Annotated in this window: 21 protein-coding genes; 20 read left to right on the plus strand and 1 reads right to left on the minus strand. The window is 65.3% G+C overall.

Annotated elements, in window-relative coordinates:
* The first annotated feature begins 4 nt into the window (after positions 1-4).
* The 14 genes from B0684_RS06750 to B0684_RS06815 all read left to right on the plus strand — a co-directional run bounded on the left by B0684_RS06750 (position 5) and on the right by B0684_RS06815 (position 13,453).
* Positions 5-412, plus strand: coding sequence for a DsrE family protein (locus B0684_RS06750; protein WP_026313015.1), 408 nt, complete (start codon positions 5-7; stop codon positions 410-412).
* A 36-nt stretch (positions 413-448) separates the two neighbouring features.
* Positions 449-886 (plus strand): glycine cleavage system protein H, encoded by a 438-nt coding sequence (locus B0684_RS06755; protein WP_077276997.1) that lies wholly within the window; start codon positions 449-451, stop codon positions 884-886.
* A gap of 105 nt (positions 887-991) precedes the next feature.
* The gene (locus tag B0684_RS06760; RefSeq protein ID WP_018649742.1) at positions 992-2,173 is read left to right on the plus strand and encodes a radical SAM protein; all 1,182 of its coding nucleotides are present in this window, start codon (positions 992-994) and stop codon (positions 2,171-2,173) included.
* Positions 2,166-3,257: a lipoate--protein ligase family protein gene (locus tag B0684_RS06765; protein WP_018649743.1), complete on the plus strand. Its 1,092-nt coding sequence runs from the start codon at positions 2,166-2,168 to the stop codon at positions 3,255-3,257. The genes B0684_RS06760 and B0684_RS06765 overlap by 8 nt, the downstream gene beginning before the upstream one ends.
* A gap of 25 nt (positions 3,258-3,282) precedes the next feature.
* The gene (locus tag B0684_RS06770; RefSeq protein ID WP_018649744.1) at positions 3,283-4,365 is read left to right on the plus strand and encodes a geranylgeranyl reductase family protein; all 1,083 of its coding nucleotides are present in this window, start codon (positions 3,283-3,285) and stop codon (positions 4,363-4,365) included.
* 54 nt (positions 4,366-4,419) lie between these two features.
* The gene (locus tag B0684_RS06775) at positions 4,420-5,592 is read left to right on the plus strand and encodes a radical SAM protein (protein ID WP_018143997.1); all 1,173 of its coding nucleotides are present in this window, start codon (positions 4,420-4,422) and stop codon (positions 5,590-5,592) included.
* A gap of 284 nt (positions 5,593-5,876) precedes the next feature.
* Positions 5,877-7,214 carry an OmpP1/FadL family transporter gene (locus B0684_RS06780; RefSeq protein ID WP_018649745.1) on the plus strand — a complete coding sequence of 446 codons (1,338 nt, stop codon included), beginning with the start codon at positions 5,877-5,879 and terminating at the stop codon, positions 7,212-7,214.
* 206 nt (positions 7,215-7,420) lie between these two features.
* A complete protein-coding gene (locus B0684_RS06785; RefSeq protein WP_018649746.1) occupies positions 7,421-8,377 on the plus strand; it encodes a hypothetical protein in 957 nt (318 codons plus the stop codon).
* Between the two features lie 154 nt (positions 8,378-8,531).
* Positions 8,532-8,960, plus strand: a complete 429-nt coding sequence (locus B0684_RS06790) for a hypothetical protein (RefSeq protein WP_018143994.1) — start codon at positions 8,532-8,534, stop codon at positions 8,958-8,960.
* 3 nt (positions 8,961-8,963) lie between these two features.
* Positions 8,964-10,007, plus strand: coding sequence for a lipoate--protein ligase family protein (locus tag B0684_RS06795; protein ID WP_018649747.1), 1,044 nt, complete (start codon positions 8,964-8,966; stop codon positions 10,005-10,007).
* 39 nt (positions 10,008-10,046) lie between these two features.
* On the plus strand, positions 10,047-10,430 hold the full coding sequence (locus B0684_RS06800; RefSeq protein WP_018143992.1) for a hypothetical protein: 384 nt from the start codon (positions 10,047-10,049) through the stop codon (positions 10,428-10,430).
* Between the two features lie 53 nt (positions 10,431-10,483).
* Positions 10,484-11,689 (plus strand): glycine betaine/L-proline ABC transporter ATP-binding protein ProV, encoded by a 1,206-nt coding sequence (gene proV, locus B0684_RS06805; RefSeq protein WP_018176083.1) that lies wholly within the window; start codon positions 10,484-10,486, stop codon positions 11,687-11,689.
* Position 11,690: 1 nt separating this feature from the next.
* Positions 11,691-12,533: an ABC transporter permease gene (locus B0684_RS06810; protein WP_018143990.1), complete on the plus strand. Its 843-nt coding sequence runs from the start codon at positions 11,691-11,693 to the stop codon at positions 12,531-12,533.
* 50 nt (positions 12,534-12,583) lie between these two features.
* Positions 12,584-13,453, plus strand: coding sequence for a glycine betaine ABC transporter substrate-binding protein (locus tag B0684_RS06815; RefSeq protein ID WP_018649748.1), 870 nt, complete (start codon positions 12,584-12,586; stop codon positions 13,451-13,453).
* 553 nt (positions 13,454-14,006) lie between these two features.
* Here the strand turns inward: B0684_RS06815 and B0684_RS06825 are convergent.
* The gene (locus B0684_RS06825; protein ID WP_018143988.1) at positions 14,007-14,324 is read right to left on the minus strand and encodes a hypothetical protein; all 318 of its coding nucleotides are present in this window, start codon (positions 14,322-14,324) and stop codon (positions 14,007-14,009) included.
* A 251-nt stretch (positions 14,325-14,575) separates the two neighbouring features.
* Here B0684_RS06825 and B0684_RS06830 point away from each other — a divergent pair, with 251 nt between their 5' ends.
* From B0684_RS06830 to B0684_RS06855, 6 genes are all read left to right on the plus strand, one after another.
* Positions 14,576-15,436, plus strand: coding sequence for a CbbQ/NirQ/NorQ/GpvN family protein (locus B0684_RS06830; RefSeq protein WP_018168425.1), 861 nt, complete (start codon positions 14,576-14,578; stop codon positions 15,434-15,436).
* A complete protein-coding gene (locus tag B0684_RS06835; protein WP_018649749.1) occupies positions 15,433-17,988 on the plus strand; it encodes a nitric oxide reductase activation protein NorD in 2,556 nt (851 codons plus the stop codon). Before B0684_RS06830 ends, B0684_RS06835 begins: the two co-directional genes overlap by 4 nt.
* A complete protein-coding gene (locus tag B0684_RS06840) occupies positions 17,985-19,202 on the plus strand; it encodes an acetoin utilization protein AcuC (RefSeq protein WP_018176080.1) in 1,218 nt (405 codons plus the stop codon). Before B0684_RS06835 ends, B0684_RS06840 begins: the two co-directional genes overlap by 4 nt.
* 303 nt (positions 19,203-19,505) lie before the next feature.
* Entirely contained in the window at positions 19,506-20,396 is an 891-nt protein-coding gene (locus B0684_RS06845; protein WP_018168428.1) for a PEP-CTERM domain protein, read from the plus strand.
* A 246-nt stretch (positions 20,397-20,642) separates the two neighbouring features.
* Entirely contained in the window at positions 20,643-21,809 is a 1,167-nt protein-coding gene (locus B0684_RS06850; RefSeq protein WP_018176078.1) for an aldo/keto reductase, read from the plus strand.
* Positions 21,810-21,944: 135 nt separating this feature from the next.
* Entirely contained in the window at positions 21,945-23,528 is a 1,584-nt protein-coding gene (locus B0684_RS06855) for an endonuclease MutS2 (RefSeq protein ID WP_018176077.1), read from the plus strand.
* Positions 23,529-23,551: the final 23 nt, after the last annotated feature.

A 23,551-nucleotide genomic window follows, 5' to 3' on the forward strand; every position in this document is an offset into this window, starting at 1 on the left:
GACCATGGCGGATATCGACAACGATTATTACCTGGACAACGACGAGCAGACGGTCGTGATCATCATGACCTCGGGCCCGTCGACGCCCGGCCGTTGCGCCACGCCGTTCTATCTCGGCGCGGTGATGGCCTCGATGGATGTGGACGTGCACATCTTCTTCACCATGGAGGGCGTGCGCCTGATGGAGCAGGGTGTAACGGACGATCTGCGGGCCATGGAAGACGGCAAGCTGATCAAGGACTTTATCCAGGACGCAAAACGTGCAGGCGTGCGCTTGCACGTTTGCCAGCCCGCTCTGCCGGGGTATAGAATCGACGCGTCTTCGGATCTCATCGACGATGTCGATGAAGTGAATCGGGCGAGCGAGTTAGCCGACCTGATACTACGCAGTGATAAAACGATAACGTTTTAATTTTCCCGCTTTATTTGAATATTCCTGGAGGAAGACATGGGTGCAGTTCGGGGTTGTGATATTCCGGAAGATCTGATGTACAACGTTGAAAACAACGTTTGGGTGCGCAAGGAAAGCGACGGTACCGCCACCGTCGGTCTGACGTCCTACGCCTGTTCGCTGGCGGGCACGATTGTGTCCTACACCCCGAAGAAGGTCGGCAAGACGGTCAAGAAGGACAAGTCCTGCACCACCGTCGAATCCGGCAAGTGGGTGGGTCCGGCGAAGACCCCGGTCACCGGTGAAGTCACCGAGACCAACGACAAGGTTGCGGGTAACCCGGGCCTGATCAACGAAGATCCCTACGGCGAAGGCTGGCTGATCAAGCTGAAGCCGGAAGACTGGGATGGCGAAATCGGCGATCTGAAGACCGGTTCCGACGCCCATGCGGCCTTCGAAGCCAAGATGGAAGCGGACGGTTTCGGCGGCTGCTAAGCCCCGATCCGGTCCGGGCCGCTGACCCGTTGCGGTTGGCGGCCTCTTTTTTTCGGTAATACCCGAGTAAAACCTTCAAGAAATGCGCCGACCCGGAGACCGCTGATGACAAGCTGGAACGATGTAATCCAGCGGGTAGAGCCCCTCGAGGACGTCCCCGTCGATCCGTTGCTGGTTGATGACCTCCAGCATAGCCTGCAACACGCCGGGGATCCGGGTTCGGTGCACTTTTATACCCCGACCTTCAAGTCCTACCAGTCCAGCGAGCTGGCCGATTGTGGCAAGAGTGCGTGGCCTGCGATGTCCATCACCGGTGGTGATTGCAAGCTGGCCTGTGACCACTGCAAGGCCAAGATCCTGGACCCGATGATCCCCGTCCGCACCCCGGAGGATCTCTGGCGCCAGGTGAATGGCGTGATCGAGTCCGGAGCCCAGGGCATGCTCCTGACCGGTGGCTCGAATCATCGCAACGAGGTGGAATACGACCCGTATTACTCCACCATCCGGCGCATCAAGGACGAGTTCCCCGAATTCCGCATTGCCATGCATACCGCACTGGTGGACGACGACATTGCGCTGTCCATGGAACAGGCGGGAATCGATGCGGCGATGATGGACGTCATCGGTGCCCAGGACACCATCACGCAGGTCTATCACCTGCGGCGCAGCGTGGACGACTTCGAGCGCACGCTCGAGAGCCTGGTGAACACGAACATGAAGGTGGTCCCGCATATCGTGATCGGCCTGCACTACGGCAAGCTGCTCGGCGAGTGGAATGCGCTCGAGATGCTGGCGCGCCACCTGCCGGATGCCGTGGTGCTGGTGGTGGTCATGCCGTTCTACGCGCCGGCCAGTCGCCCGTTCGAGACCCCGGATGTGCATGCGGTGGGCCGCTTCTTCCACGACGCCCGCGCACGCCTGGGTGATACCTCGCTGCTGCTGGGCTGCGCCCGTCCGCCGGGCGAGGCCAAGAGCCAGATCGACAGCTACGCCGTGATGGCGGGCCTGTCCGGGATCGCTCACCCGGCGGAAGGGGTGGTGGAACTCGCCGCGCGCCTGGGCAAGCAGGTGCGCGTGACTCCGGCCTGTTGCTCGATCGCTGTCGGTGACGAGGTGATGGCCGAGGACGCCGGTGTTGCCAGTGGCGTGGAACTGGACCTGGACACCATCGTGGCCGAGGAAGCCCGCCGTCGCGAGCAGGAGCGCAAGGCGCGCCAGGGCCTGGGCGGCATTCGCATCGTCACCGAGGGGGGCGAGGTTGCAGCCGGAGGTGGTTGTCATGCCTGAACGCGACCAGACGACCCTGCGCATCCTCGACACCGGGCTGCGCCCGGCCGCCGAGAACATGGCGTTCAACCGCGCCTTGCTGGAATGCCATCAGGAAGGCGCATCGCCGCATACCCTGCGCTTTTTGCAGTTCCAGCCCTGTGCCCTGGTGGGGTTCCACCAGAACGTGGACCAGGAGATCAACACCGAGTACTGCCAGGAGAACGGCATCGCCATCCAGCGCCGCATCACCGGCGGTGGTGCGATCTATTTCGATGCCACCCAGCTCGGTTGGGAGCTGTATCTGGACAAACGCTTTCTCGGTTCGGCCGACATGGGTCAGATTGCCGCGCGCATCTGTAACGCAGCGGCGGCCGGCATGCGTTCGTTGGGCGTGGACGCGCAGTTCCGCCCGCGCAACGATATCGAAGTGGATGGTCGCAAGATCTCCGGTACCGGCGGCGCCTTTGACGGCGATTCGATCATGTACCAGGGCACGTTGCTGATCGAGTTCGATGTCGAGGACATGCTGCGCATCCTGCGCATACCGGCGGAGAAGCTTTCCAACAAGGCCATCGAGTCCGCGCGCGACCGGGTGGTGAACCTCGCCACGCTGCTCGACGAGATGCCCGCACTGGATGTGGTCAAGGAGGCCATTGCGCGCGCCTTCGCCGAGGAGTTCGGGGTGCGCACCGAAGCCGCCGACCTGCTCCCGGAAGAACGCCGCGCCTTCGACGAGGCGCTGGCCGACATCGATTCCGAAGAGTGGGTGTATCAGCGCAACCGTCCGGCGACCGATGCCCCGATGTTCGAGAGCATCTCCAAGTCCGATGGCGGGCTGATGCGGGTGGGCGTGGCGCTGGACCCGGAGCGCAAGCGTCTGAAGCAGCTGTGGATTACCGGGGATATCTTTGTGAAGCCGGCCCGCACGATCGCCGATCTCGAGGCGGCCCTGCGGGATACGCCGCAGGCGGAGATGGAGGAGCGCGTGCGCGCCTTCTTCGCCGAACGCGATGTCGAGATGCTCCAGCTGAGCGCGGATGACTTCATCGCCGCGATCCAGTCTGCGCTGGCGCAGGCCGAGGTCGAAACGGTCGCGGAATGATGAACGGAACACGAGGTTTTCGCTAATGCTGCCCGCCGCGGTGGATGTGCTGGTCGTTGGTCTGGGCCCGGGCGGGGCCTCGGCCGCGCGTGTGTGTGCCGAGGCCGGGTTGTCGGTGCTCGCGGTCGAGCGTAACAAGGCCTTCGGCGAGCCGGTGCAATGCGCCGAGTTCATCCCCAACCCGATGGGCGCGTACGCGCAGCCCGACGGCGTGTTGCTGCAGCGGATCGACGCGATGCAGAGCTTCCTGCCCTCCGGCGCGGTGGAACATTCCGACTTCCCGGGCCTGATGGTGGATCGCGGCGAGTTTGATCGCGCCATCATCCGTGCCGCCGAGGCGAACGGGGCGCAGCTGGTGACCTCGACTCCGCTGGTGGCGGTGGACGCGGAGCGTCATACCGCCCGGGTGAAACACGCCGGTGCCGAACATGAGATCGGCTATCGCGTGCTGATCGCGGCCGATGGGCCGCATTCGCCGGTCGCCGAGTCGCTGGGCCTGCCGGCCCTGCCGACGGTGCAGACCCGCCAGTACACCGTGCCGCTGAACAAGCCCTACACCGCCACCGATGTCTGGCTGTCCGATGACTACCCGGGCGGCTACGCCTGGCTGTTCCCCAAGGGCCAATGGGCCAATCTCGGTCTGGGCGCCGACAAGCGCATTGCCGGTGATCTCAAGGCGCCGCTGGAATCCCTGCATGCCCAGCTGGTCGATCAGGGCCTGCTGGGCGAGGAGATCCGCTACCGCACCGGCGGGGCGATCCCGGTCGGCGGCCTGCGGGATTCGCTGGTCGCTGGCGACGTGCTGTTCGTCGGCGACGCGGGTGGCCTGACGCACCCGATTACCGGTGCCGGTATTGCCGCAGCGGTGGTTTCGGGCGAGGCCGCCGGCGAGGCCGCGATCGGCCACCTGGAGGGCGACGCCGAGGCCCTGGCCGACTACGACGAGGACATGCGCGACCAGTACGGGCCGGCGCTGGATCGCGCCTGCGACCGGCGCGCCTTCCTCAACGAACACTGGCGAACCCCACGGGCGCAGGAAGATGCCACTCAGCGCCGCGGATGGATTGCATTTTCCGAGTATTTCAACGATGGTGACCGGGCCGCGTAATCGGCCCCGGTCGACGGATGCCTGGCATCCCCGAGACAACGCTGGAGGAATTCCATGAGTGCAAGTGCAGAGGAGATGGTCGCGCCGATCAACTTTTATCGGCCCGACTATCACATCAAGACCCCGGACATGCGTTCGCCGGAGTACGTGCAGATGTCCACCGCGGCCGCGATCACGCTGGGCCTGGTGCCGGGCACCATGCATCGCACGTCCTGCACGCACTGCCTGAACCTCCTGGTCACGTACCCGGAAGGCTGCCGTGCCAACTGTTCCTACTGCGGCCTGGCCCGCCACCGCGAGGAATCGCGGGATTACGCCGACCGCAACTTCATCCGCGTCGACTGGCCGACCGCCAAGTACGACGAGGTGATCGAACGCGTGAAGAACCACGCCGACGCCGGCCAGTTCGAGCGCATGTGCATCTCCATGATCACGCACCCGAATTCCGATGCCGACACCGTCGAGCTGCTGGAGCGCTGGGTCGCCGAGGTCAACCATATCCCGGTGTCGATCCTGTCCAACCCGACCACCATGAGCTATGAAGACCTCCAGCTCCTGCGCGACAAGGGTGCGGACATCTTCACCGTCGCACTGGACGCGGTGACCCCGGAGATCTTCGAGCGCACCCGCGGCAAGGCGGTCGAGAGCCCGCATAGCTGGGACAAGTACTGGCAGTCCATCGAGTGGGCCGCCGAGATCTTCGGGCCGGAGAAATTTGGCGCGCACCTGATCTGCGGCATGGGCGAGACCGAGGAAGAGATCCTGCAGGTCTGCCAGCGCATTCGTGACCTGGGTGGCCACAACCACATGTTTGCCTTCTTCCCGGAAGAGGGCTCGCTGATGGAAGACTGGAACCCGGTCCCGCGTGACCAGTGGCGCCGCGTGCAGCTGGGTCGCTTCGTCATCGACTACGCCGGTGGCCGCATCGACGACATGAAGTTCAATGCCGACGGCCAGGTCGTGGACTTCGGTCTGCCGCAAGCCGAGGTAGAAGAACTGATTGCCTCCGGCAAGCCGTTCCAGACCTCCGGCTGCCCCGGCAAGTCGGACGAGGAGGTCTCGGCCTGCAACCGCCCGTATGGCGATTCCAGCCCGACGGACATCCTGTCCTTCCCGTTTGCGCTGAACTCGACCGATGTCGGGTTCGTCCAGCGGCAAATGGCCGGGGAGGATGTCGGCACCTTCGACTTCGACGCCGACGAGGCGGAAGACGAGAAGACAGCCTGAAATCGATAGTGGTAGTATCCAGCGAAAGCCCCGGAACCCCCGGGGCTTTCGCACGTCAGGGGATCAATAAGACTTTCTGAATATTCAGGTTTCGAGCAGGGTTATCAAGGCCATTCGCCCGAGTGCCCTTGAACACACCTGCCGAAAAACTCGCGCCACAGTCGGTCACCGTGGCGCGGGCCGTGGGAACACCACCAAGACCGGACCGGCGGCGATACAAGGGGGCCGCGCGGAACCGGGGTGTTCGCACAACACAACAAGAAGACCACCAAAGGAGATAAAAGATGGAAGCACGCTTCATTCGCCGCAGCCTGGTGACGATCGCGGTCGGCCTGGCCATGGGCTCCGCCGGCGTCGCGCACGCCACCAACGGCTACTTCGCCCACGGCTACGGCACCAAGGCCAAGGGCATGGGGGGCGTCGGCATGGCGATCTCCCAGGACTCCTATGCGCCCGGTATCAATCCCGCCGGCATCGCCGGCATGGAAACGCGCATCGACGGTTCACTTGCCTACTTCCGTCCCGAGCGGTCCTATGAAGCTGGACAGCCTCAGATGCAGCTCGGGATGGACTCTTTCCCTGTTGCACCCGGGAAGGTTGACAGTGGTAGCAAGAATTTCTTCATCCCGTCGGTCGGCTTTGTGCAACAGATCGATGAGTCTCGTTCTTGGGGTGTCACCCTCCTTGGTAATGGGGGCCTGAATACGGATTACCCAGCGTTCAACAATCCAATGTGTGTTGATCCAGGTACAGGAGAGACTGTTGGCACCGGTACGGGTACGTTCTGTGGGGGCGCCACGGGGGTGAATCTCGAGCAGATGGCGATTATTCCCACATACGCTCAAAAGTTCGCTGACGGACGCGTTAGCGTGGGTTTCAGCCCGATCATCAGCTACCAGCGATTTAGCGCCAAAGGGATCGATGCCTTTGGGGATCCAGACTTCAGTGTTGATGGTTCAAACATCAGCGGAGATCGCACCGATTCGACTTGGGGTTATGGTGCTCAGATTGGCTTCCAGGCCGAGGTGGCCGATGGGGTGAATATAGGAGCAAACTACCGTTCCAAGGTTCGTAACGGGGATTTCGATGACTACAGTGGCCTCTTTGCGGATGGCGGTAGCTTCGATGTTCCCTCAACTTGGGGGGTCGGTATTGCCGTTGACGTGACGCCTTCAGTCACTGTCGTTGCGGATTACCAGCGGATCAACTATTCGGATGTAGACGCGGTCAGCAACCGGTTCGAGAACCTGTTCCTGCCTGATGGCAGCGGTCGCCTGGGCGGTCCGAATGGCGCGGGCTTTGGCTGGCGTGACATCAACATCTTCAAGGTTGGTGCTCAGTTTGAGACGGCGAACGACTGGACTTGGCGCGTGGGCTACAACCGTGGTCAGAACCCGGTGCGATCTTCGGAGGTGCTGTTCAATATCCTTGCTCCCGCGGTGATGGAAGATCATTTCACCGCCGGTTTCACCAAGGGCTTCGGGGATCAGCATGAGCTGAGCTTCGCGGCGATGTATGCGCCGAAGAAGAGCGTAAGTGGCACCAACCCGCTGGATGGTCAGGACATCGAGATCGAGATGCGTCAGTACGAGCTCGAGATCGGGTACGCGTACCGGTTCTGATCGGGAGGTCCGGGGCGGTCGCCTGACCGCCGTGGGCTTTGGTATTGCGCGCCCGGGAGGGGCGCGCCGGCCTTGAGGGGAAGGCCGGATCCGCCAGGGACGGCGGGTGATTCTGAAGTTCGTGACGCACCGGGGGGTGCGTTCCGGGCCCTTCTTCCTGTCGAGCATTCCGCTCGAACCTATTAGTGAATTCAAAGGAGGATGCCATGCGAGCAATCCACGCCTTGCGCGGGAGCGTCCGTGCGGTCGGCATGGTCGCGGCGGTTGCGCTGTTCGCGGCGAGCCAGACCGTGGCGGCCGATACCTATCGCCCGTTTGTACTGGCCTACACCGAATCGGGGACCGATGTCTCCGGCGAGGCTGCCAGTGTGCGGGAACGCCTGGAGGGGGCCGATTTCCGGTTTCTGGGCGAATACCCCGTCAGCAATGACCGACACGTGGTCGTGGTCACCCACGATGACCTGCTGTCCGTCGCCGGCTCGGAGGAGCGGGGTGGCTATATCGCCCCGATCCGCGTGGCCGTAACCGCGGTCGATGGCGAGCTGCAGGTGAGCTACAACAACCTGGAGTACTTCCGTCACGCCTATCGCCTGGATCGTCCAGTGACGGGTGTCGCCACCCGCCTGTCCAGCACTCTGGGTGCCGAACGCGAGTACGGTTCCGAGGACGGGCTGAGCGAACGTGATCTCAGCCGCTATCGCTATACCTTTGGCATGGAGCGCTTTGATGCCCCGTACGAGCTGGCGAGTCATGGCTCCCGGCGGGCGGCGCTGAGCGAGCTGGATGGCAATCTCGCATCCCGGGTCGCCGGGGTCAGCGAGGTCTACCGGGTGGACATCCCGGGGCAGGACGTCACCGTGATCGGCGTGGCCGTGCGCGAGGCCGACGGGGCCGACCAGGACTCGGCCGACCTGCACCAGCTCGGCATCGTGGATGTGGGCGAGTTCCGCCATACCGCGACCGTGCCGCTGGAGATCATGGTCCGCGGGGGCGAGGTGGAGGCGCTGCACATGCGCTTCCGCAAGGCGCTGCATTTCCCGGATCTGCGGATGCTGGGGGACAACAGCTTCATGCGTCTGCGCAGCTCGCCCGGCGCGCTGGAGGAGACCCTGAAGGCGGTCGCCGGCCACCAGGAGCGGGAAGATAGCGGATTCGAGTGGTAACCCCGCTATAATCCGTTCGCGCCATGGAATGGCGCAAGGGGTGGCGGAATTCCCGCGTACCCCACTCAAGAACCCCGGTCTGCCGGGGTTTTTTTACGGCCCGGGCACGCAGTTGTTTTATGCTCCCGCAACACTCGCGGCAGGATGCACATCCATGAAATCGATGAAGATCGCCAATATTGGCGAGATCCGCAACGAACTCAACAAGTACAAGAAGGGCAAGAAGCTCGATATCCATCAGTTCAACCAGGTCGCGCGCCTGGCCTGGCTCGGCAAGATCGTGATGCAGCCGCTGGATCTGGAGGATGCCGAGTGCAAGTCCTTCCTGGTCTACATCCAGGAGCCGGAAGAGCTGGCCGCGCACTTTCTCGACACCGATCAGGAGCTGTCCGGCGGCATCCATATCATCGATGGCGAGCAGGCCATGGCCATGGTCGAGATCATGCGCAGTGGGGTCGAGGAGCGTGCCAAGCTGTACGAGGATCTCTCGCGCAGTGACTTCTATTTCCGTTACTTCTACCAGCCCGGCCAGGAGGACAAGGCGGACGATCCCGCTGCCGGCCAGGACAAGACCGAGGGCTGACACTTGGTCGCATCGACGGTGACCCCGGAGTGGATCGACGCCGGGGCTCGCTCCGCCGAGGAACTCCACGCGCTGTATGCGGGGCTGGCGAGCATGACCTCGCCGGACGCCCCCCCGCGCGTACTCTGGACGCACGCCCGCGAGCCACATATTTCGGTCGGCGCCAGCCAGGATGCCGCGTCCGATCTGGACCTTGCGGCCTGTGCGGAGCAGGGCGTCCCGGTCGTGCGGCGCCCGCTGGGCGGTGGCTCGGTCTGGGTGGATGCCGATCAGGCCTGTTTCTTCCTGATCCAGCCGCGTCATGTCCTCGCTCGGGGGCATCGCCACTTGTTCGCGATGGGCTTGGGCATTGCGATGGATGTCCTGCGCGAGCTTGGGCTGGAGGGCGTGGAGGCGCGGGGTCAGGATGTCTGGGTCCAGGGGCGCAAGATCATGGGCACCGGCGCGGCCACGCTCGACGAGGGCTGCGTGTTCGGGGCCAGCTTCCTGCGACACTTCCCGGTCGAGCGTTTTCTCGCCTGTGTCCATGCCCCTAGCGAGGGCTACCGCGACTGGCTGCGCCCGGCGCTGGAGACTGGCATGACGGATTGCGCCCGTCAGTGCCCGGAGCCGCCCGAGCCCGCGCAGGTCGAGGCCGCCCTGCGCGCGGTCCTGGAGCGCCGTTTCGGCGTGCCGGTGCGGGTGATCGAGCCGGACAGAGACACCATCGAACAGTGGCTGGCGGCCGGGCGCGAGGAGCTCGAGGATCTGGCCGACGGGCAGGGGTCGCCTGCGGTGCGCGACGGGATCCGCGTGAACCGCGACAACCACGTGTTCGAGACCCGCGGGGCCTGTGGGCGCCTGCGTCTGCACGTCGAGGGCTCGCACATCGCACGGGTCTGGTGCGAGGACCCGGCGACCACCGCCATCCTCGAGGAGCACCTGATTGGCGAGTCCCCGGAGCGCCTGCGCGTGCGCTCGCGCCTGAACGGCCAGCTCGACGCCCGCATGGTCGACGAGATCAGTGCCCGCATCGACGGGCTCTATCGCGGAATCGCGGCGGCCTGACCCGCCCATTTCGTTACCCACGAACGCCGGAGATGCCGTATGTCCGAACCGACGATCGAACGCCGCCTGGAGAAACGCGTCATCCTGATGACGCAGGATGCCGGCTTGACCGAGCGCATGCAGGCCCAACTGCCGCAGGGCTGGCAGTTGCACCGGGTGACCGACCTGGATGAGCTCGGTCCGTGGAACGAGATCCTGCTGTATCGCTTCCTGCTGCTGGATCTGGACGAGATCGAGGCCTTCGACCCGCTGGACGTGATCCGGATGCTGCGCATGGAATACCAGATCAATCTTCCGGTATTCTGCTTCGGCGGGGATCAGGACATCCAGGACGAGATGCGCCTGGCCCGCGCCGATCGTTTCTTCGGGCGCGACGAAATGATCGACAAGCTTCCCGAGTTCATTCGCCAGTACGACTGGTAACGGGCCCCGGTCCGGCCTGACGGTCGGACGCAGCGTTACAGGGAGATCGTGGCATGGAACCCATCATCCGGGTGCGCGAGCTGTACAAGGTCTTTGGGCCGAACCCGCAGGAAGGCCTGCGCCTGATCGAGGACGGCCTGGACAAGGACACCATCTTCGAGCGCACCGGCAACACGGTGGGTGTGAAGGACTGCAACCTCGATATCGCCGAGGGCGAGATCTTCGTGGTGATGGGGCTGTCCGGGTCGGGCAAGTCCACCCTGGTGCGTCTGCTCAACCGCCTGATCGAGCCCACTGCCGGCACCGTGGAGGTCCGTGGGCGTGACGTCACGCGTATGAGCCAGCGCGATCTGATCCGGTTGCGCAGCGAGGATCTGGCGATGGTGTTCCAGTCTTTCGCCCTGATGCCGCACAAGACCGTGATCGACAACGCCGCGCTGGGTCTGGAGATCGCCGGGGTCGGCCGCACCCGGCGCCGTGAACGCGCCCAGGAGGCGCTGGACCAGGTGGGTCTCAAGGCCCATGCCCGCAGCTATCCGGATGAACTTTCCGGCGGCATGCAGCAGCGCGTGGGCCTGGCCCGTGCGCTGGCCACTGACCCCTCGATCATGCTGATGGACGAGGCCTTCTCGGCGCTGGATCCGTTGATCCGCACCGAGATGCAGGACCGTCTGCTGGACCTGCAGCGCGAGCACCGACGTACGGTCGTGTTCATCTCCCACGATCTCGACGAGGCGATCCGGATCGGGGATCGCATCGCCATCATGCAGGGGGGCGAGGTGGTGCAGGTCGGTACGCCGAAGGAAATCATCACGCACCCGGCCAACGAATACGTGCGCTCGTTCTTCCACGGCGTGGACATCACCCAGGTATTCCAGGCCTGCGACATCATGGACAGCGAGAACATCCCGGTACTGGATGCCGATACCACGGCCGGTGAGGCGCGCAACCGCATTGCCCACGTGCCGGGTAACGAGGCCGTGATCGTCGATGCCGGCGGGCGCTTCCAGTCCGTCGTCCAGGCCAAGCGTCTGGGCGAGCTTACCCTGGATCGCGCCGCCAGCGAGGTCGCGGTGGAGGTGGAGCCGGTCCCCGAGGATACGGCGCTGGCCGACCTGCCGCGGCGTGCTGCGCAGAGCCCGGTATCCATCCCGGTGGTGGATGGCGAGGGCCGGTTCCGCGGCCTGGTAACCCTGCAGCGCCTGGTCGAGGCCCTGGACCGCAGCCGCAACGCGGCCGCCGCGAACGGAGATTACTGACATGGAGGGGCGCATCAATATCCCGGTGGGCGACTGGATCGAGAGCGGAGTCGACTGGATCCTCGATAACCTGGAGCCGGCGCTGGACGGTATTGCCTGGTTCCTGGGGCTGCTGACCAATTCCTTCGAGGGGGCCTTGCTCGCGATCCCCGCCTGGCTGCTGGTGCTGGTGCTGGTGGGGCTTAGCTGGTGGCGGGTCAGCTGGCGCTTCGGCATCTTCGCCATCGTGGCGCTGGGCCTGATCCTCGGGATGGACCTGTGGGAGCCCACCATCAAGACGTTGTCGCTGGTGCTGGCGGCCACCGCCGTGGCGCTGGCGATCGGTATGCCGGTCGGGGTCGCGATGGCGCGCAGCGACTGGCTCGAGGCCTCCATCCGTCCGGTGCTGGATCTGATGCAGACCATGCCGCCCTTCGTCTACCTGATCCCCGCCGCAATCTTCTTCGGGCTGGGCACGGTGCCCGGCGCGATCGCCACGGTGGTGTTCTGCATGCCGCCGGTGGTGCGTCTGACCAATCTCGGCATCCGGCAGGTGAATCGCGAGCAGATCGAGGCCGGGCTGGCCTTCGGTTGCAATCGGCGCCAACTCCTGACCAAGATTCAGTTGCCTCTGGCGATGCCGTCGATCATGGCGGGCATCAACCAGACCATCATGCTGGCGCTCTCCATGGTGGTGATCGCGTCGATGATCGGTGCCGGCGGGCTTGGCAACACCGTGCTCACCGGTATCCAGCGGCTCGATGTCGGGCTGGGGTTCGAGGGCGGCCTGGGGGTCGTGATCCTCGCCATCCTGCTCGACCGGATCACTCAGAGCGTAGGACTGCGGCGCAAGGCGAGCAGTTGACCGGCCCTCGCGTCGCGCTATCCGTTTCACTCGAAGGAAGGAGTAGCACGATGAACAAGACACTGACTTCAACCCTGCTGGGCGGCGTGCTGGCCGCCTCCATGGGGCTCTCCACGGTCCAGGCTGACGATATCCAGATTGGCTGGACCGCGTGGTCCGACGCCGAGTTCGTGACCCGGCTGGCGGAACGCGTCATCGAGGACGAGATGGGCTACTCGGTCGATCTGATTCAGACCGATATCGCCCCGCAATACCAGGGCCTGGCCTCCGGCGACATCGACATGATGCTGATGGCCTGGCTGCCAGGGACCCACGCCGACTACATGGAACGCGTGGGGCAGGACGTGGTGAATCTTGGGCCGCTGTACGGAAACGCCCGCCTTGGCTGGGTGGTGCCGGACTATATCCCCGAGGACGAGCTCGGTTCCATCGAGGACCTGAAGAAGGACTCCGTGCGGGACAAGCTGAATGGCCGCATCACCGGGATCGACCCGGGCGCTGGCCTGACGCGGCTGTCGGAAGAGGCCATGGAGACCTACGGCCTGGATGGCTACAACCTGCAGATCTCCTCCGGGGCGGGCATGACCTCTGCGCTGGAACGCGCCATCCGTCGTGACGAGTGGATCGTGGTGACCGGCTGGAGCCCGCACTGGAAATTCGGCGCCCATGATCTGCGTTACCTCGAAGACCCGGAAGGGGCCCTGGGCAGCTTCGAACGGATCCATGCCCTGGCGCGTGAAGGCTTCGCCGAGGAGTACCACGACGTGGCGATGATGATCTCGCGTATGCACCTGGATCTCGAGGTCCTGGAAGACGCGATGTTTTACGCCCAGGAAAACTCCTACGCGGAGGCCGTGGATCGCTTTATCGAGGACAACCCGAAGTACGTGCAGTACTGGGTGACCGGCGTGATCGACTGATCACCGCAGGCCATGGCCATGCCCGAAAGCCCCGCTCCGGCGGGGCTTTCTTCGTCTGGGCCCCGACTCCATTGTTAACCACGAAGCGCACGAAGATACGAAGAAGGGCCAAGGCGATTGCACCACGGAGGACATGAACCGCACGCGGAAGTCCGATTCGGGGGCGGGCGACGGGTCGATCGGAACACCTTGTCGGCATTCTCCGGTCACCATGAAGACGCCCCTCCCTCGGCATCCCGGAAACCGCGCAGCGGTTATCCGGGATCGCCACTGCTGGAGATCACCCGGACGTCCGGGGGCTCGCCCGGGAGATCCCGGCTCTCCGCTTCGCTGCGGCAGGGATGACGAGGGGATATGCGGCGGGGATGACGAGGGGGTATGCGGCCGGGGATAACGAGGGGCATGCGGCCGGGGATGACGAGGGGCGTGTGGCAGGAGATGGCAAGGGACGGTTGTGGCTGGACCCGAAACGCGAAAGGCCCCGGGCAGGTTGCCGCGGGGCCTTTCGCTGTTGCCGTCCCCGATGGAGCGGGGCCGCGCTAGCCGGACTGGATCAGCCGATCCAGGCGTGTTCCAGCACGTCGATGCGGACCTTCTCGTGGAAGGTCTCGCCATTGCCCTCGATCACCAGGTCGCCAATGCGGGTGCCGGCGGTGTCGTAGCTGAACTTGCAGTCGAAGGTGCCCGGCAGGGACACGCTGCCCTCGCACAGGGTCTCGCCTTCTACGGAGAACGAGCACTGGGCGCTGCCGGAGCCGTTCAGCACGGCCTGCAGCCGGAATTCCTCGTTGACCGGACGACGGTAGAAGTTCGGGTCGCGGTTCGGGTTGTACTGCAGGTTGTTCAGCTTGACGAGCTTGACAAGTTTCATACCGGGTCCTCTATTGAAGCGCTGAATCCGAGTGACGGGCGCATCCGCAAGACCAACCCCGCAGCCGTGGGGCGTTTGGTTCATGCAAGTGCGCAGGTTCGATAGAATAGAAACAGAGAATGATACAACAAAGCCTGCGGGAACACGATTGGCGGCCCGCCCAACGCGCAGCAGGGTAACGCCGCCCCCGCGCATACACCAGTCCCGGCCCCGCGGTCAGTCCCGACCGCGCGGTCGACATCGGAGATCCCATGAAGAACCTGATCAACCGCATCCGCGGTGTGGAACGCGACGTCATCGAGAAACCGGGGGACGCGGGCGACGCCCCGTTCTACAAGCCCCAGCGCGACGAGATCGAGATCTTCAAGGCGGCCTACTCGAAGCGCCTGCCGGTGATGCTCAAGGGGCCGACCGGTTGCGGCAAGACCCGCTTCCTGGAGCACATCGCCCACGTCCTGGGCCAGCCGCTGGTGACGGTGTCCTGCCACGAGGACCTGACCAGCTCCGACCTGGTCGGCCGCTTCCTGCTGGAGGGCGAGGAAACCGTCTGGCAGGACGGCCCGCTGACGCGCTCTGTCAAGGAGGGTGCGATCTGCTACCTCGACGAAATCGTCGAGGCGCGCACCGACACCACCGTGGTGATCCACCCGCTGACTGACCACCGCCGCCAGCTCCCGCTGGACAAGAAGTCGCAGATCATCGATGCGCACGAAGACTTCATGCTGGTGATCTCCTACAACCCGGGCTATCAGACCGTACTGAAGGACCTGAAGCCCTCGACCAAGCAGCGCTTCGTCGGTATCCACTTCGACTACCCGGAGGAGGACGTCGAGCGCGAGATCGTGGCCAAGGAATCCGGTGGGCTGGACGCCGATCGCGTGGAGAAGCTGGTCGCCGCCGGGCGCAAGGCGCGCGCGCTGAAGGACCACGGTCTGGAAGAGGCCACCTCCACCCGTGCGCTGGCCTACGCCGGCGAACTGATGCAGGCGGGCTTGAGCCCGCGTGTCGCCTGCCGCGCCGCGATGATTGCCCCGATCACCGATGACCCCGAGCTGATCCAGGCGCTGGAAGAGATCTTCGACGCCCACTTCCCCGAGTCCGAAGCCGCGTGAGTGACCCCGCGACTCAAGGCGGCGCGAAACCGGAGGCGGAAGAACTCGTCGAGATCGAGGAGATCCTCCAGCACCTGGAGGACATCAGCTTCGTCGCGCACCGCGATACGAAGGAGGCCCTGCCGGCGATCCGTCCGTTCGGGGCGACCATCGCGCGGCGCTGGATCGAGACCGCACGCGACCTGTTCTTCCATGACCGCGAGGCCGGCAAGAGCTTCATGCGCCATTCGGCCCGGCTTGCCGAGCACATGCAGACGGTGGAGCTGTGGCTGGAGCAGGCTGCGCGCTTTCAGGAGTGGGTGAACTCCAATTACGCCCTGGAAGGCTTCATGGCGCAGGCCGACCGGGTGTACGCGGAGTGGGGCGAGGCCGGCGAGCGCGAGTGGGCCGAGATCGGCCTGCGCTGGTGCGCACGCAGCCTGCCGGATGCCCGTGCCTATTTCGAGGCCCCATTCGACAAGCTCTCGGGCGGACGCGGCATCGAGGGCCTGCGCGCCCTGATCGAGCCGGCCGAAAAGCTGTTCGACGAGCGTGGCCTGACCCTGGACGCCTACCTCGAGGGTGCCCCGATCGCGCGCAACCTGGTCGGTGACGCGGGGCTGCTTTCCTGGGCGCGGCGCGGGGCGGACTTGCTGAAGGCCGGGCGCTCGCGCGGCGAGGCCTATTTCCGCCTGGAGAGCGACGAGAGTCTGAAGCTTCTGCTGGAGGCGCTGCCGGGCTTCCGTCCACGCATGAACGGGCGCTTCCTGCGCCTGGTGTTGATGGCCTGGCTGGATGCCGATATCCCGCTGGCCGATTCCAGCTGGAAGCCGGGCGAGGGCCGCCCGATGCTCGAGACCGACGGGCGTCGCCTGTTCATGCCGGCGGTGATGGATTCGCGCGAGGAGGCGATCGTCGCCACCCAGCACGCGGCCGCGCATCTCGCCTTTGATACCTACGCGCAGTCCGACGTCGAGCGTCTGTTCGAGCGCGCCGGCGCCGAACATCCGCCGCTGGACGACAAGTCGCGCATCACCTGGCGCCCGTTGTTCGCGCCTTTCGAGGCGCGCATGTTCAGCTTCCAGGTGCTGTTTGACCTGGCCGAGGATTTGCGCGTGAACGCGCGCCTGGCCCCGCGCATCCCGAACTTCCTGTCGCGCCTGGTGGAACTCGCCCGCGCCCACGAGCGTCCGGAGGGCGCCGCCGGTATCTACTACGATTTCGCCCTGCGTGCCCACGAGGCCCTGCTGCGCGGCGAACCCCAGGACCCGCGCCTGGCGCGCATGCTGGAGCCGGACGCCGATATCGTCACTGCGTGGGCCGTGGGTGAGGAACTGTTCGCCGACGATACCTTCCCGGAGATCACGATCGAGGAGCGTGCCGAGGCCTATCTGCCGGGGCTGTCGCTGAACCAGTCGCTGCCGGTCTACCCGCAGCGCAAGCGCGACGGCAGTCTGGCCGACTTCCGCGATCACGAGGCCCACGACGAGCACAAGCTCGAGCACCAGAAACAGGAAGAACAACCCCAGCAGGCCCCGGAACAGGCGCAGAAGGACCCGGACGCGGATATCCAGACCCCGCAGCAGGAGACCTCCGGCACCGGCGGGCGCATCGGCACCGGCATACCGCAGCCGGCCCAGGTGGCCAAGCGCGGCGTACCCTATACGCCACGGAAGGACGGCATCCCGTATCCCGAGTGGGACTACCGCGAACAACGCTACATCTCCGACTGGGTGAACCTCTACGAGCGTGTGCTGGACGACGAGAACCCGGAGCTGGCGGCGACCATCCTGTCGGAGAACGCCGACACCCTGAAGCGTCTGACCCGCGGTCTGGAGATGCAGCGCCCGATGCGCCTGGCGCCGCAGCGCAAGCAGCTGGACGGCGACGAGCTGGATACCGAAGCGGTGATCGACTACATCGCCGACAAGAAGGCCGGGCTCTCGCCCAAGGCCTTCATCTACCGCCGCCGCGCGGTGCAGCACCGCGACACCTCGGTGCTGATGCTGGCGGACATGTCCACCTCCATCATGGCGCGCCACCCGAGTGGGCAGGGCAAGATCGTCGACCGCATCCGCGAGGGGATGATGCTGTTCGCCGAGGCGATCGAGAAGGTCGGCGATCCCTACGCGCTCGCCGGCTTTGCCTCCAAGCAGCGTGACCAGGTCAACTACTACTGGTTGAAGGATTTCAACGAGGACTTGAACGACACCGTGCGCGCCCGCATCGCCGGGGTGTCCGGGCGCCTGGCCTCGCGCATGGGGGCGGGCATCCGTCACTCGCTGGAGGCGTTCAAGCGCAACTCTAGCCAGCGCCGCCTGTTGCTGATCCTCACCGATGGGCGCCCGGCCGACTACGACGATGGCGGTGACCAGCGCTATCTGCACGAAGACACCCGCATGGCGATGAAGGAGGCGGTGGATGCCGGTATTCACCCCTTCTGCATCACCCTGGACCCGTCCGGGTCCGAGTACCTGCCGGCCATCTTCGGGCCCGGGCACTACACCATCATCGACCACGTGGACGAGCTGCCGCGCCGTCTGCCCGAGATCTACCTGAGGCTGCGCCAGTGAATGCCACCCCCGAAGCCATCGCTCCGGCCGCCACAGCCCCGGGGTCGGAGCGCGCGCCGGCCCGGCGCCACGCGACCCTGCTGCATGCGCCGCGCTATCGCGGGCACAGCTACGGCGACAACCATCCCCTCGGTATCCCGCGTGTCTCGCTGACCATTGACCTGATCGAGGCCTATGACGCGATCACCCCCGGGGAGATGGCCGTCACGCGCCGTGCGCAGCCGGCCGAGCTCGAATGGTTCCACACCCGCGAGTACGTATCCGCGATGCAGCGCGCCGAGGCGCTGGGTAAGGTCTTCCAGCGCTACCGCGACCGCCACAACATCGGCAACTTCGAAAACCCGTTCTTCGCCGGCTTCTTCGCCACCCCGGCCACTGCCACCTTCGGCTCCATCCAGGGCGCCGAGGTCGTGCTGGGCGGGCAGATGGCCTTTAATCCGGCTGGCGGCATGCACCACGCCGCTCCCGACCAGGCGCGCGGGTTCTGCTACTTCAACGACCCCGCGCTCGCGATCCTGCGCCTGCGCCAGGCCGGCCAGCGGGTGCTCTATCTCGACATCGACGCCCACCACGGTGATGGCGTCGAGGCCGCGTTCACCGACGACCCGGATGTCCTCACCGTCTCCCTGCACATGGACACCGAATACGGCTACCCCTTCCAGGGCGGGCGCATCGAGGACACGGGCCCGCTCGGCAATGCGGTGAATGTGCCACTGCCGAAGGAGACCAACGACACGGAGTTCCGCGCTGCCTTCACCCGGGTCTGGGACGCGGTACGTGATCGCTGGCAGCCGGACGTGATCGTCGTCCAGGCGGGCACCGATGCCCTGCTGCCGGATCCGCTCGGCAAGTTCGGGATCTCCACCCAGTGCTTCCTTGCCTGTATCGACGACGTGATCGAAACCAGCCCGCGCCACGCCGATGGCACGCCGAAGCTGCTGGTCCTCGGCGGTGGCGGCTATCACCCCCTCGCGCTCGCCCGCTGCTGGACCGGCGTCTGGGCCCTGCTGACCGGTCGCGACCTCCCCGCCGCGATCCCCGCGGCCGGCCAGGCCTTGCTGCGCGAGGTCGACTGGGACATGGACGAGGAAGAGGCGTGGTACGCGAACCTGTTCGTCTCCCGCCTGGACGCCGACCGTTCCGGCCCCGTGCGCCCCGAACTCGAGGACCGCCTGGAGCGGCTTTTCCATACACACCCGCTGTTGCGCGGGTAGTGAAGAGACGCTGACCCATCACCGGCCCGTGACTGCGGGCACAGACGATACCGAGCCTGGATTGTGGCTCCGCGTCTCCTGGGGCGCCCATCGGGTGTAAAGCTTTCCGACGGGGTTTCGGGCCGGTTTCCCGAAAAATGTCGGAATGGTTTACACGAGGTCCTTCGCGGCGAATCGGGTTTGCGAAAAACTCGCGATCAAACAGGTCTTTAGCGGCTTTGGCGCGTGTCTTGCTTCGTAGTTGCTCGAGAGGGCGAAAGGCGCCCTGAGCGGTCAACAGGCCGGGAGCCGGAGGTGAGTGTGATGCGCAAGTGGTGGAGTAAACAGGTGGTGGTGCTAGCGGGCGTAATGCTCGCAGGCTCGGTGGCGAACGCGGCCATTATCGAGCTTCCGGACGTCGACGAGACCTATGACGGGATCCCGGTCGCCATTCAGTACAACGATTTCTATTCTTACTCCGGCTCGTTGCTGAACCAGTGGGGTTTCCTGTCCAATGACCAGTTTACCGGGCAGGGCACCGGCACGCTGGATCTGATTGTGGGCACGGGTGCTGGTGGCGCGGATAACCAGGGTATCGGGCCCGGCGGCAGCTACAATTTCGAGGACCCCATGCCCTTGCCGGGTGGCGGTACGACCGACTTCACTGGTGACTGGGGGCTGGGCACCCAGGCCAACGGGCCTGTGCTGGTGGACAACCTCCTGGCGTACCTGGATGCGATTAACCCGGGGGCCACAATCCCCACGTTCATCTTCGATCACAACCAGACAGGCTCAGCCCCCGATCTGTGGGTCCAGGCCGAGGTCTTTATCTACGACCCCGTCACCGGGGAACGCGTGGCTCGCTGGATCTTTGACGACGGCAATGGCGGCCCGGTTCTCTCGCCCGGCGAGGTCGAGGTGATTGGCGATTCGGGCGAGGTGTACGAGGCCGATGCCAACAAGGGAAGCGGCAAGCTGGACTACATCGTGTTTGCCCCGACCATGGATCTCGGCCTGTTCTCCGGCGAAGGCTATCTGTTCGGGATCGATTTCTTTATGGACGACCTGAACAATGGCTTCGAGGAGCTTTATCTCAGCGGTCGGTTCGCCACCACGACCGAGGTTCCGCTCCCTGGGCCGGTCTGGTTGATCGGGCTTGGGCTCGTGATGCTGGGGGCCTTCCGCCGCTATCGGCATTCGGCCCCGGGCCTGTAGCCTCCGCTGCTTTCCTCTGCCGCCCCCTGGCTTCCGGCTCGGGTCGGCCTCTGCCCCGCGCCCTGGCACATGCCAGGGCGCGGCTGTTTGTGCGGCCGTACAATGCCGCCGGTAGTGGCCCGCTCGCGTTGCGGGTTTTCGCAAATCCCGTCCGCTGACGTACGATTCTCCCCCTCATCGGGTGGGTGAGGGTTCGGGGCTTCCCTGAGTCCGTCACCAGGGACCCGCGACCAATCGAGGAGACGCATGCAGCCCGTGCAGAAACTGATACCCGGATACGCCAATGCCAAGGCGACGCGTCGTTACGCAGAGCAGTTCGTGTCCGAGGGCAAGGCCGCCGAGGGGCATTACAGCGAGTTCTCGCGCGCGAAGATGCGCCTGTCGAGCCTCGGGATCGGCACCTTCGGCGGGGCAGCCACCGCCGAGGTCGACGCGCAGATCTCCGCGATCGTTGCGCGTGGCCTGGCCGAGGGCGTCAACGTGGTCGATACCGGCGCGCACTACCGCTACGGCCGGTCGCTGGCCGCGGTGGGGGCTGGCGTGCGTACCGCGCTGGAGGCCGGGGTTCCGCGCGAGGCGATGTTCCTGATCTCCAAGGGCGGCTTCCTGACCCTGCGCGGTGGGCCTCCGGAGGACATGGAGGCCTGGTTCCAGCGCGAGATCGAGGCCCAGGGCATGGGCACGAAGGATGATCTGGCCAAGGGCGCGCATCTGCTGACGCCGGAATACCTCCACTACCAGATGGAGCTGTCACGCTCGCTGATGGGGGTGGAGACGCTGGACGCGTTCCTGATCGACCAGCCCGAGGTGCACATCCACGAGATCGGCAAGGAGCCGACCAACCGCAAGCTGGAGCCCGTGTTCGAGATGCTGGAGCGGGCGGTACTCGAAAAGAAGATCCGCACCTACGGCATCTCCACCTTCGAGGGCTTCCGCGAGGAGACCGACGCGGCGGTGTTCCAGTCGCTCACCTCCATGCAGGGCCTGGCCGAACGCGCCGCGCAGACGGTGACCGGCGACGACCATGCGCGGCACCACTTCAAGATCGCCATGCTGCCGTTCAACCAGGTGATGCTGGAAGGCTTTACCCGCTTCAACACCGCGACCGGGCAGGGCAATGTGGCCAGCCCGCTGCAGGCCGCGCACCAGCTGGAGGTGTACATGATCGCCTCGCATTCCATGCTGAAGGGGCATCTGGCGAAACAGTCGGTGGAGGTGGTCGAGCAGCAACTGGCGAGCCTGCCCAACCCGGCGCAGCGCGCGTTGCAGTTCAACCGCTCCACGCCGGGTCTGGGCACCTCGCTGGTCGGCATGAGCACGCCGGAACACCTGGACGACATGCTGGCGGTGATGCGCGAGCCGATGATGGACAAGAAGGCCTATCTCGGCATGTTCAAGAAGGCCGAGGAGTAACCAGGATCCTCGCCCTTCCTTGTAGGAGCGTGCTTGCACGCGAAGCCCCTGCCAAAGCCGGATGCGGGCAGGGGCTTCGCCGGAAAGCCGGTTCCCACAAGGTTCCGGCAGAGATTTCATGTACAAGGGTATGCCATGCAGGTTGATCTGAAGGCCCTCGAATTCCCCGCGATCCAGCGTCTGCTGGAGCGCCTGACTGCCACGCCCTATGGCGCCGACGCCGCGCGCGGGCTGGAACCGGCGCCGAATCTGGATGCGGCGCGGGCGCTGCAAAAGGCGGTGACCGTCGCACGCCAGCGTCTGGATGCCGGCACGCTGCCCCGGCTGGGCCAGCTGCCGGATGTGCGTGCCGCGCTGCGCCAGGCGGCCAACCCCGGTTCGGCCTTGCCGGTACAGGCCCTGCACAATCTCCAGGTCATCATGCGCCAGGCTCGTGAACTGGCGGATCAGTTGGCCGACACCCCGGAGATCTATCCGGCGGATCTGAACAAGCTGTACCCACCCGAGGCGCTGGAACAGCGCCTGGCTGCCTGCCTGAACCCCGGCGGCTCGCTGCGCGAAGACGCCAGCGCCGAGCTGGTCGAGGCCTTCGGGCAGCGCGGGCGGCTGCGTGACGAGGTCGAGGCGGTGGTGAAAAAGCGCCTGGCGGACTCCGATCTTGCGCAGAAGGGCGAGGATGCGCTGAAGGTGCAGTGGCACCAGGAGCGCGCAGTCATGGTGCTGCGCGGCGACGCGGCCGGGGCGGTCAAGGGTGTGCGTCGGGGCACCGCGATGGGTGGGCGCGACCAGATCGTGGAGCCGATCGAGGCGGTCCCGTTGAACAACCAGCTCGATACGGTCAACAGTCAGATCAACACCGAACAGCAGCGTCTGTTGCGCGAGCTGACCGATGGGGTGCGCCAGCATGGCGAGCCGTTGGACCTGATGCTGACCGCGCTGACCTGGATTGATCTGGCCTCGGCCGCCGCACAGCTTTCGGCGCAGATGAATGCCCACGCCCCGAGGCTGGAGCCCGAGGCCGGCGTGGAGCTGATCGAGGCCTACCACCCGCTGCTGCTGTTGCAGTTCGCCGAGGGGAACGGCCCGCAGCCGGTTCCCCTGTCGATCCGGCTGGATGGCGAACAGCCGCTGTTGCTGATTACCGGGCCGAACACCGGCGGCAAGACGGTCGCGCTGAAGACCCTGGGCCTGCTGGTCACCATGGCCTGGTGCGGGCTGCATATCCCGGCCGAGCAGGACTGCCGCATCGGCCGTTTTGATCGGGTCATGGTCGATGTCGGTGACCACCAGAGCCTGTTCCACCATCTGTCGACCTTCGCCGGGCATGTGGAGGTGCTCAAGCGGATCCTCGACCATGCTGGCTCCGAAAGCCTGATCCTGCTGGACGAGCTGGGTACCGGTACCGACCCCGACGAAGGTGCAGCCCTCGCCATGGCGATGCTGGACGAGCTGCGCGCCCGCGGTACGCGCGGGATCGTGAATACCCACCTGGCACCGCTGAAGGACTACGCGGCGCAGCATGCGGGCATCGTGAATGCCTCGATGCAGTTCGACGCGGAGACCCTCTCGCCCACCTATCGGTTGCTGATCGGCGAGCCGGGGGTCTCCTTCGGGTTGACCATCGCCGAGAAGAACGGCCTGCCACCGCAGCTGGTGGCGCGGGCCCGCGAGCATTTCGCCGAGCTGCCCACCGCGCAGGCCGGGGGCGAGCACAGCTGACCTTGCCGCGCCCGCTCGGTTTG

The organism is Thioalkalivibrio versutus, from assembly GCF_001999325.1.
Taxonomy (GTDB): Bacteria; Pseudomonadota; Gammaproteobacteria; order Ectothiorhodospirales; family Ectothiorhodospiraceae; genus Thioalkalivibrio; species Thioalkalivibrio versutus.

Bases quoted from the DNA above. Each gene is read 5' to 3' on its own strand.
- B0684_RS06750 (WP_026313015.1), top strand. From the start codon at position 5: ATGGCGGATATCGACAACGATTATTACCTGGACAACGACGAGCAGACG.
- B0684_RS06755 (WP_077276997.1), top strand. From the start codon at position 449: ATGGGTGCAGTTCGGGGTTGTGATATTCCGGAAGATCTGATGTACAAC.
- B0684_RS06760 (WP_018649742.1), top strand. From the start codon at position 992: ATGACAAGCTGGAACGATGTAATCCAGCGGGTAGAGCCCCTCGAGGAC.
- B0684_RS06765 (WP_018649743.1), top strand. From the start codon at position 2,166: ATGCCTGAACGCGACCAGACGACCCTGCGCATCCTCGACACCGGGCTG.
- B0684_RS06770 (WP_018649744.1), top strand. From the start codon at position 3,283: ATGCTGCCCGCCGCGGTGGATGTGCTGGTCGTTGGTCTGGGCCCGGGC.
- B0684_RS06775 (WP_018143997.1), top strand. From the start codon at position 4,420: ATGAGTGCAAGTGCAGAGGAGATGGTCGCGCCGATCAACTTTTATCGG.
- B0684_RS06780 (WP_018649745.1), top strand. From the start codon at position 5,877: ATGGAAGCACGCTTCATTCGCCGCAGCCTGGTGACGATCGCGGTCGGC.
- B0684_RS06785 (WP_018649746.1), top strand. From the start codon at position 7,421: ATGCGAGCAATCCACGCCTTGCGCGGGAGCGTCCGTGCGGTCGGCATG.
- B0684_RS06790 (WP_018143994.1), top strand. From the start codon at position 8,532: ATGAAATCGATGAAGATCGCCAATATTGGCGAGATCCGCAACGAACTC.
- B0684_RS06800 (WP_018143992.1), top strand. From the start codon at position 10,047: ATGTCCGAACCGACGATCGAACGCCGCCTGGAGAAACGCGTCATCCTG.
- proV (WP_018176083.1), top strand. From the start codon at position 10,484: ATGGAACCCATCATCCGGGTGCGCGAGCTGTACAAGGTCTTTGGGCCG.
- B0684_RS06810 (WP_018143990.1), top strand. From the start codon at position 11,691: ATGGAGGGGCGCATCAATATCCCGGTGGGCGACTGGATCGAGAGCGGA.
- B0684_RS06815 (WP_018649748.1), top strand. From the start codon at position 12,584: ATGAACAAGACACTGACTTCAACCCTGCTGGGCGGCGTGCTGGCCGCC.
- B0684_RS06825 (WP_018143988.1), bottom strand. From the start codon at position 14,324: ATGAAACTTGTCAAGCTCGTCAAGCTGAACAACCTGCAGTACAACCCG.
- B0684_RS06830 (WP_018168425.1), top strand. From the start codon at position 14,576: ATGAAGAACCTGATCAACCGCATCCGCGGTGTGGAACGCGACGTCATC.
- B0684_RS06845 (WP_018168428.1), top strand. From the start codon at position 19,506: ATGCGCAAGTGGTGGAGTAAACAGGTGGTGGTGCTAGCGGGCGTAATG.
- B0684_RS06850 (WP_018176078.1), top strand. From the start codon at position 20,643: ATGCAGCCCGTGCAGAAACTGATACCCGGATACGCCAATGCCAAGGCG.
- B0684_RS06855 (WP_018176077.1), top strand. From the start codon at position 21,945: ATGCAGGTTGATCTGAAGGCCCTCGAATTCCCCGCGATCCAGCGTCTG.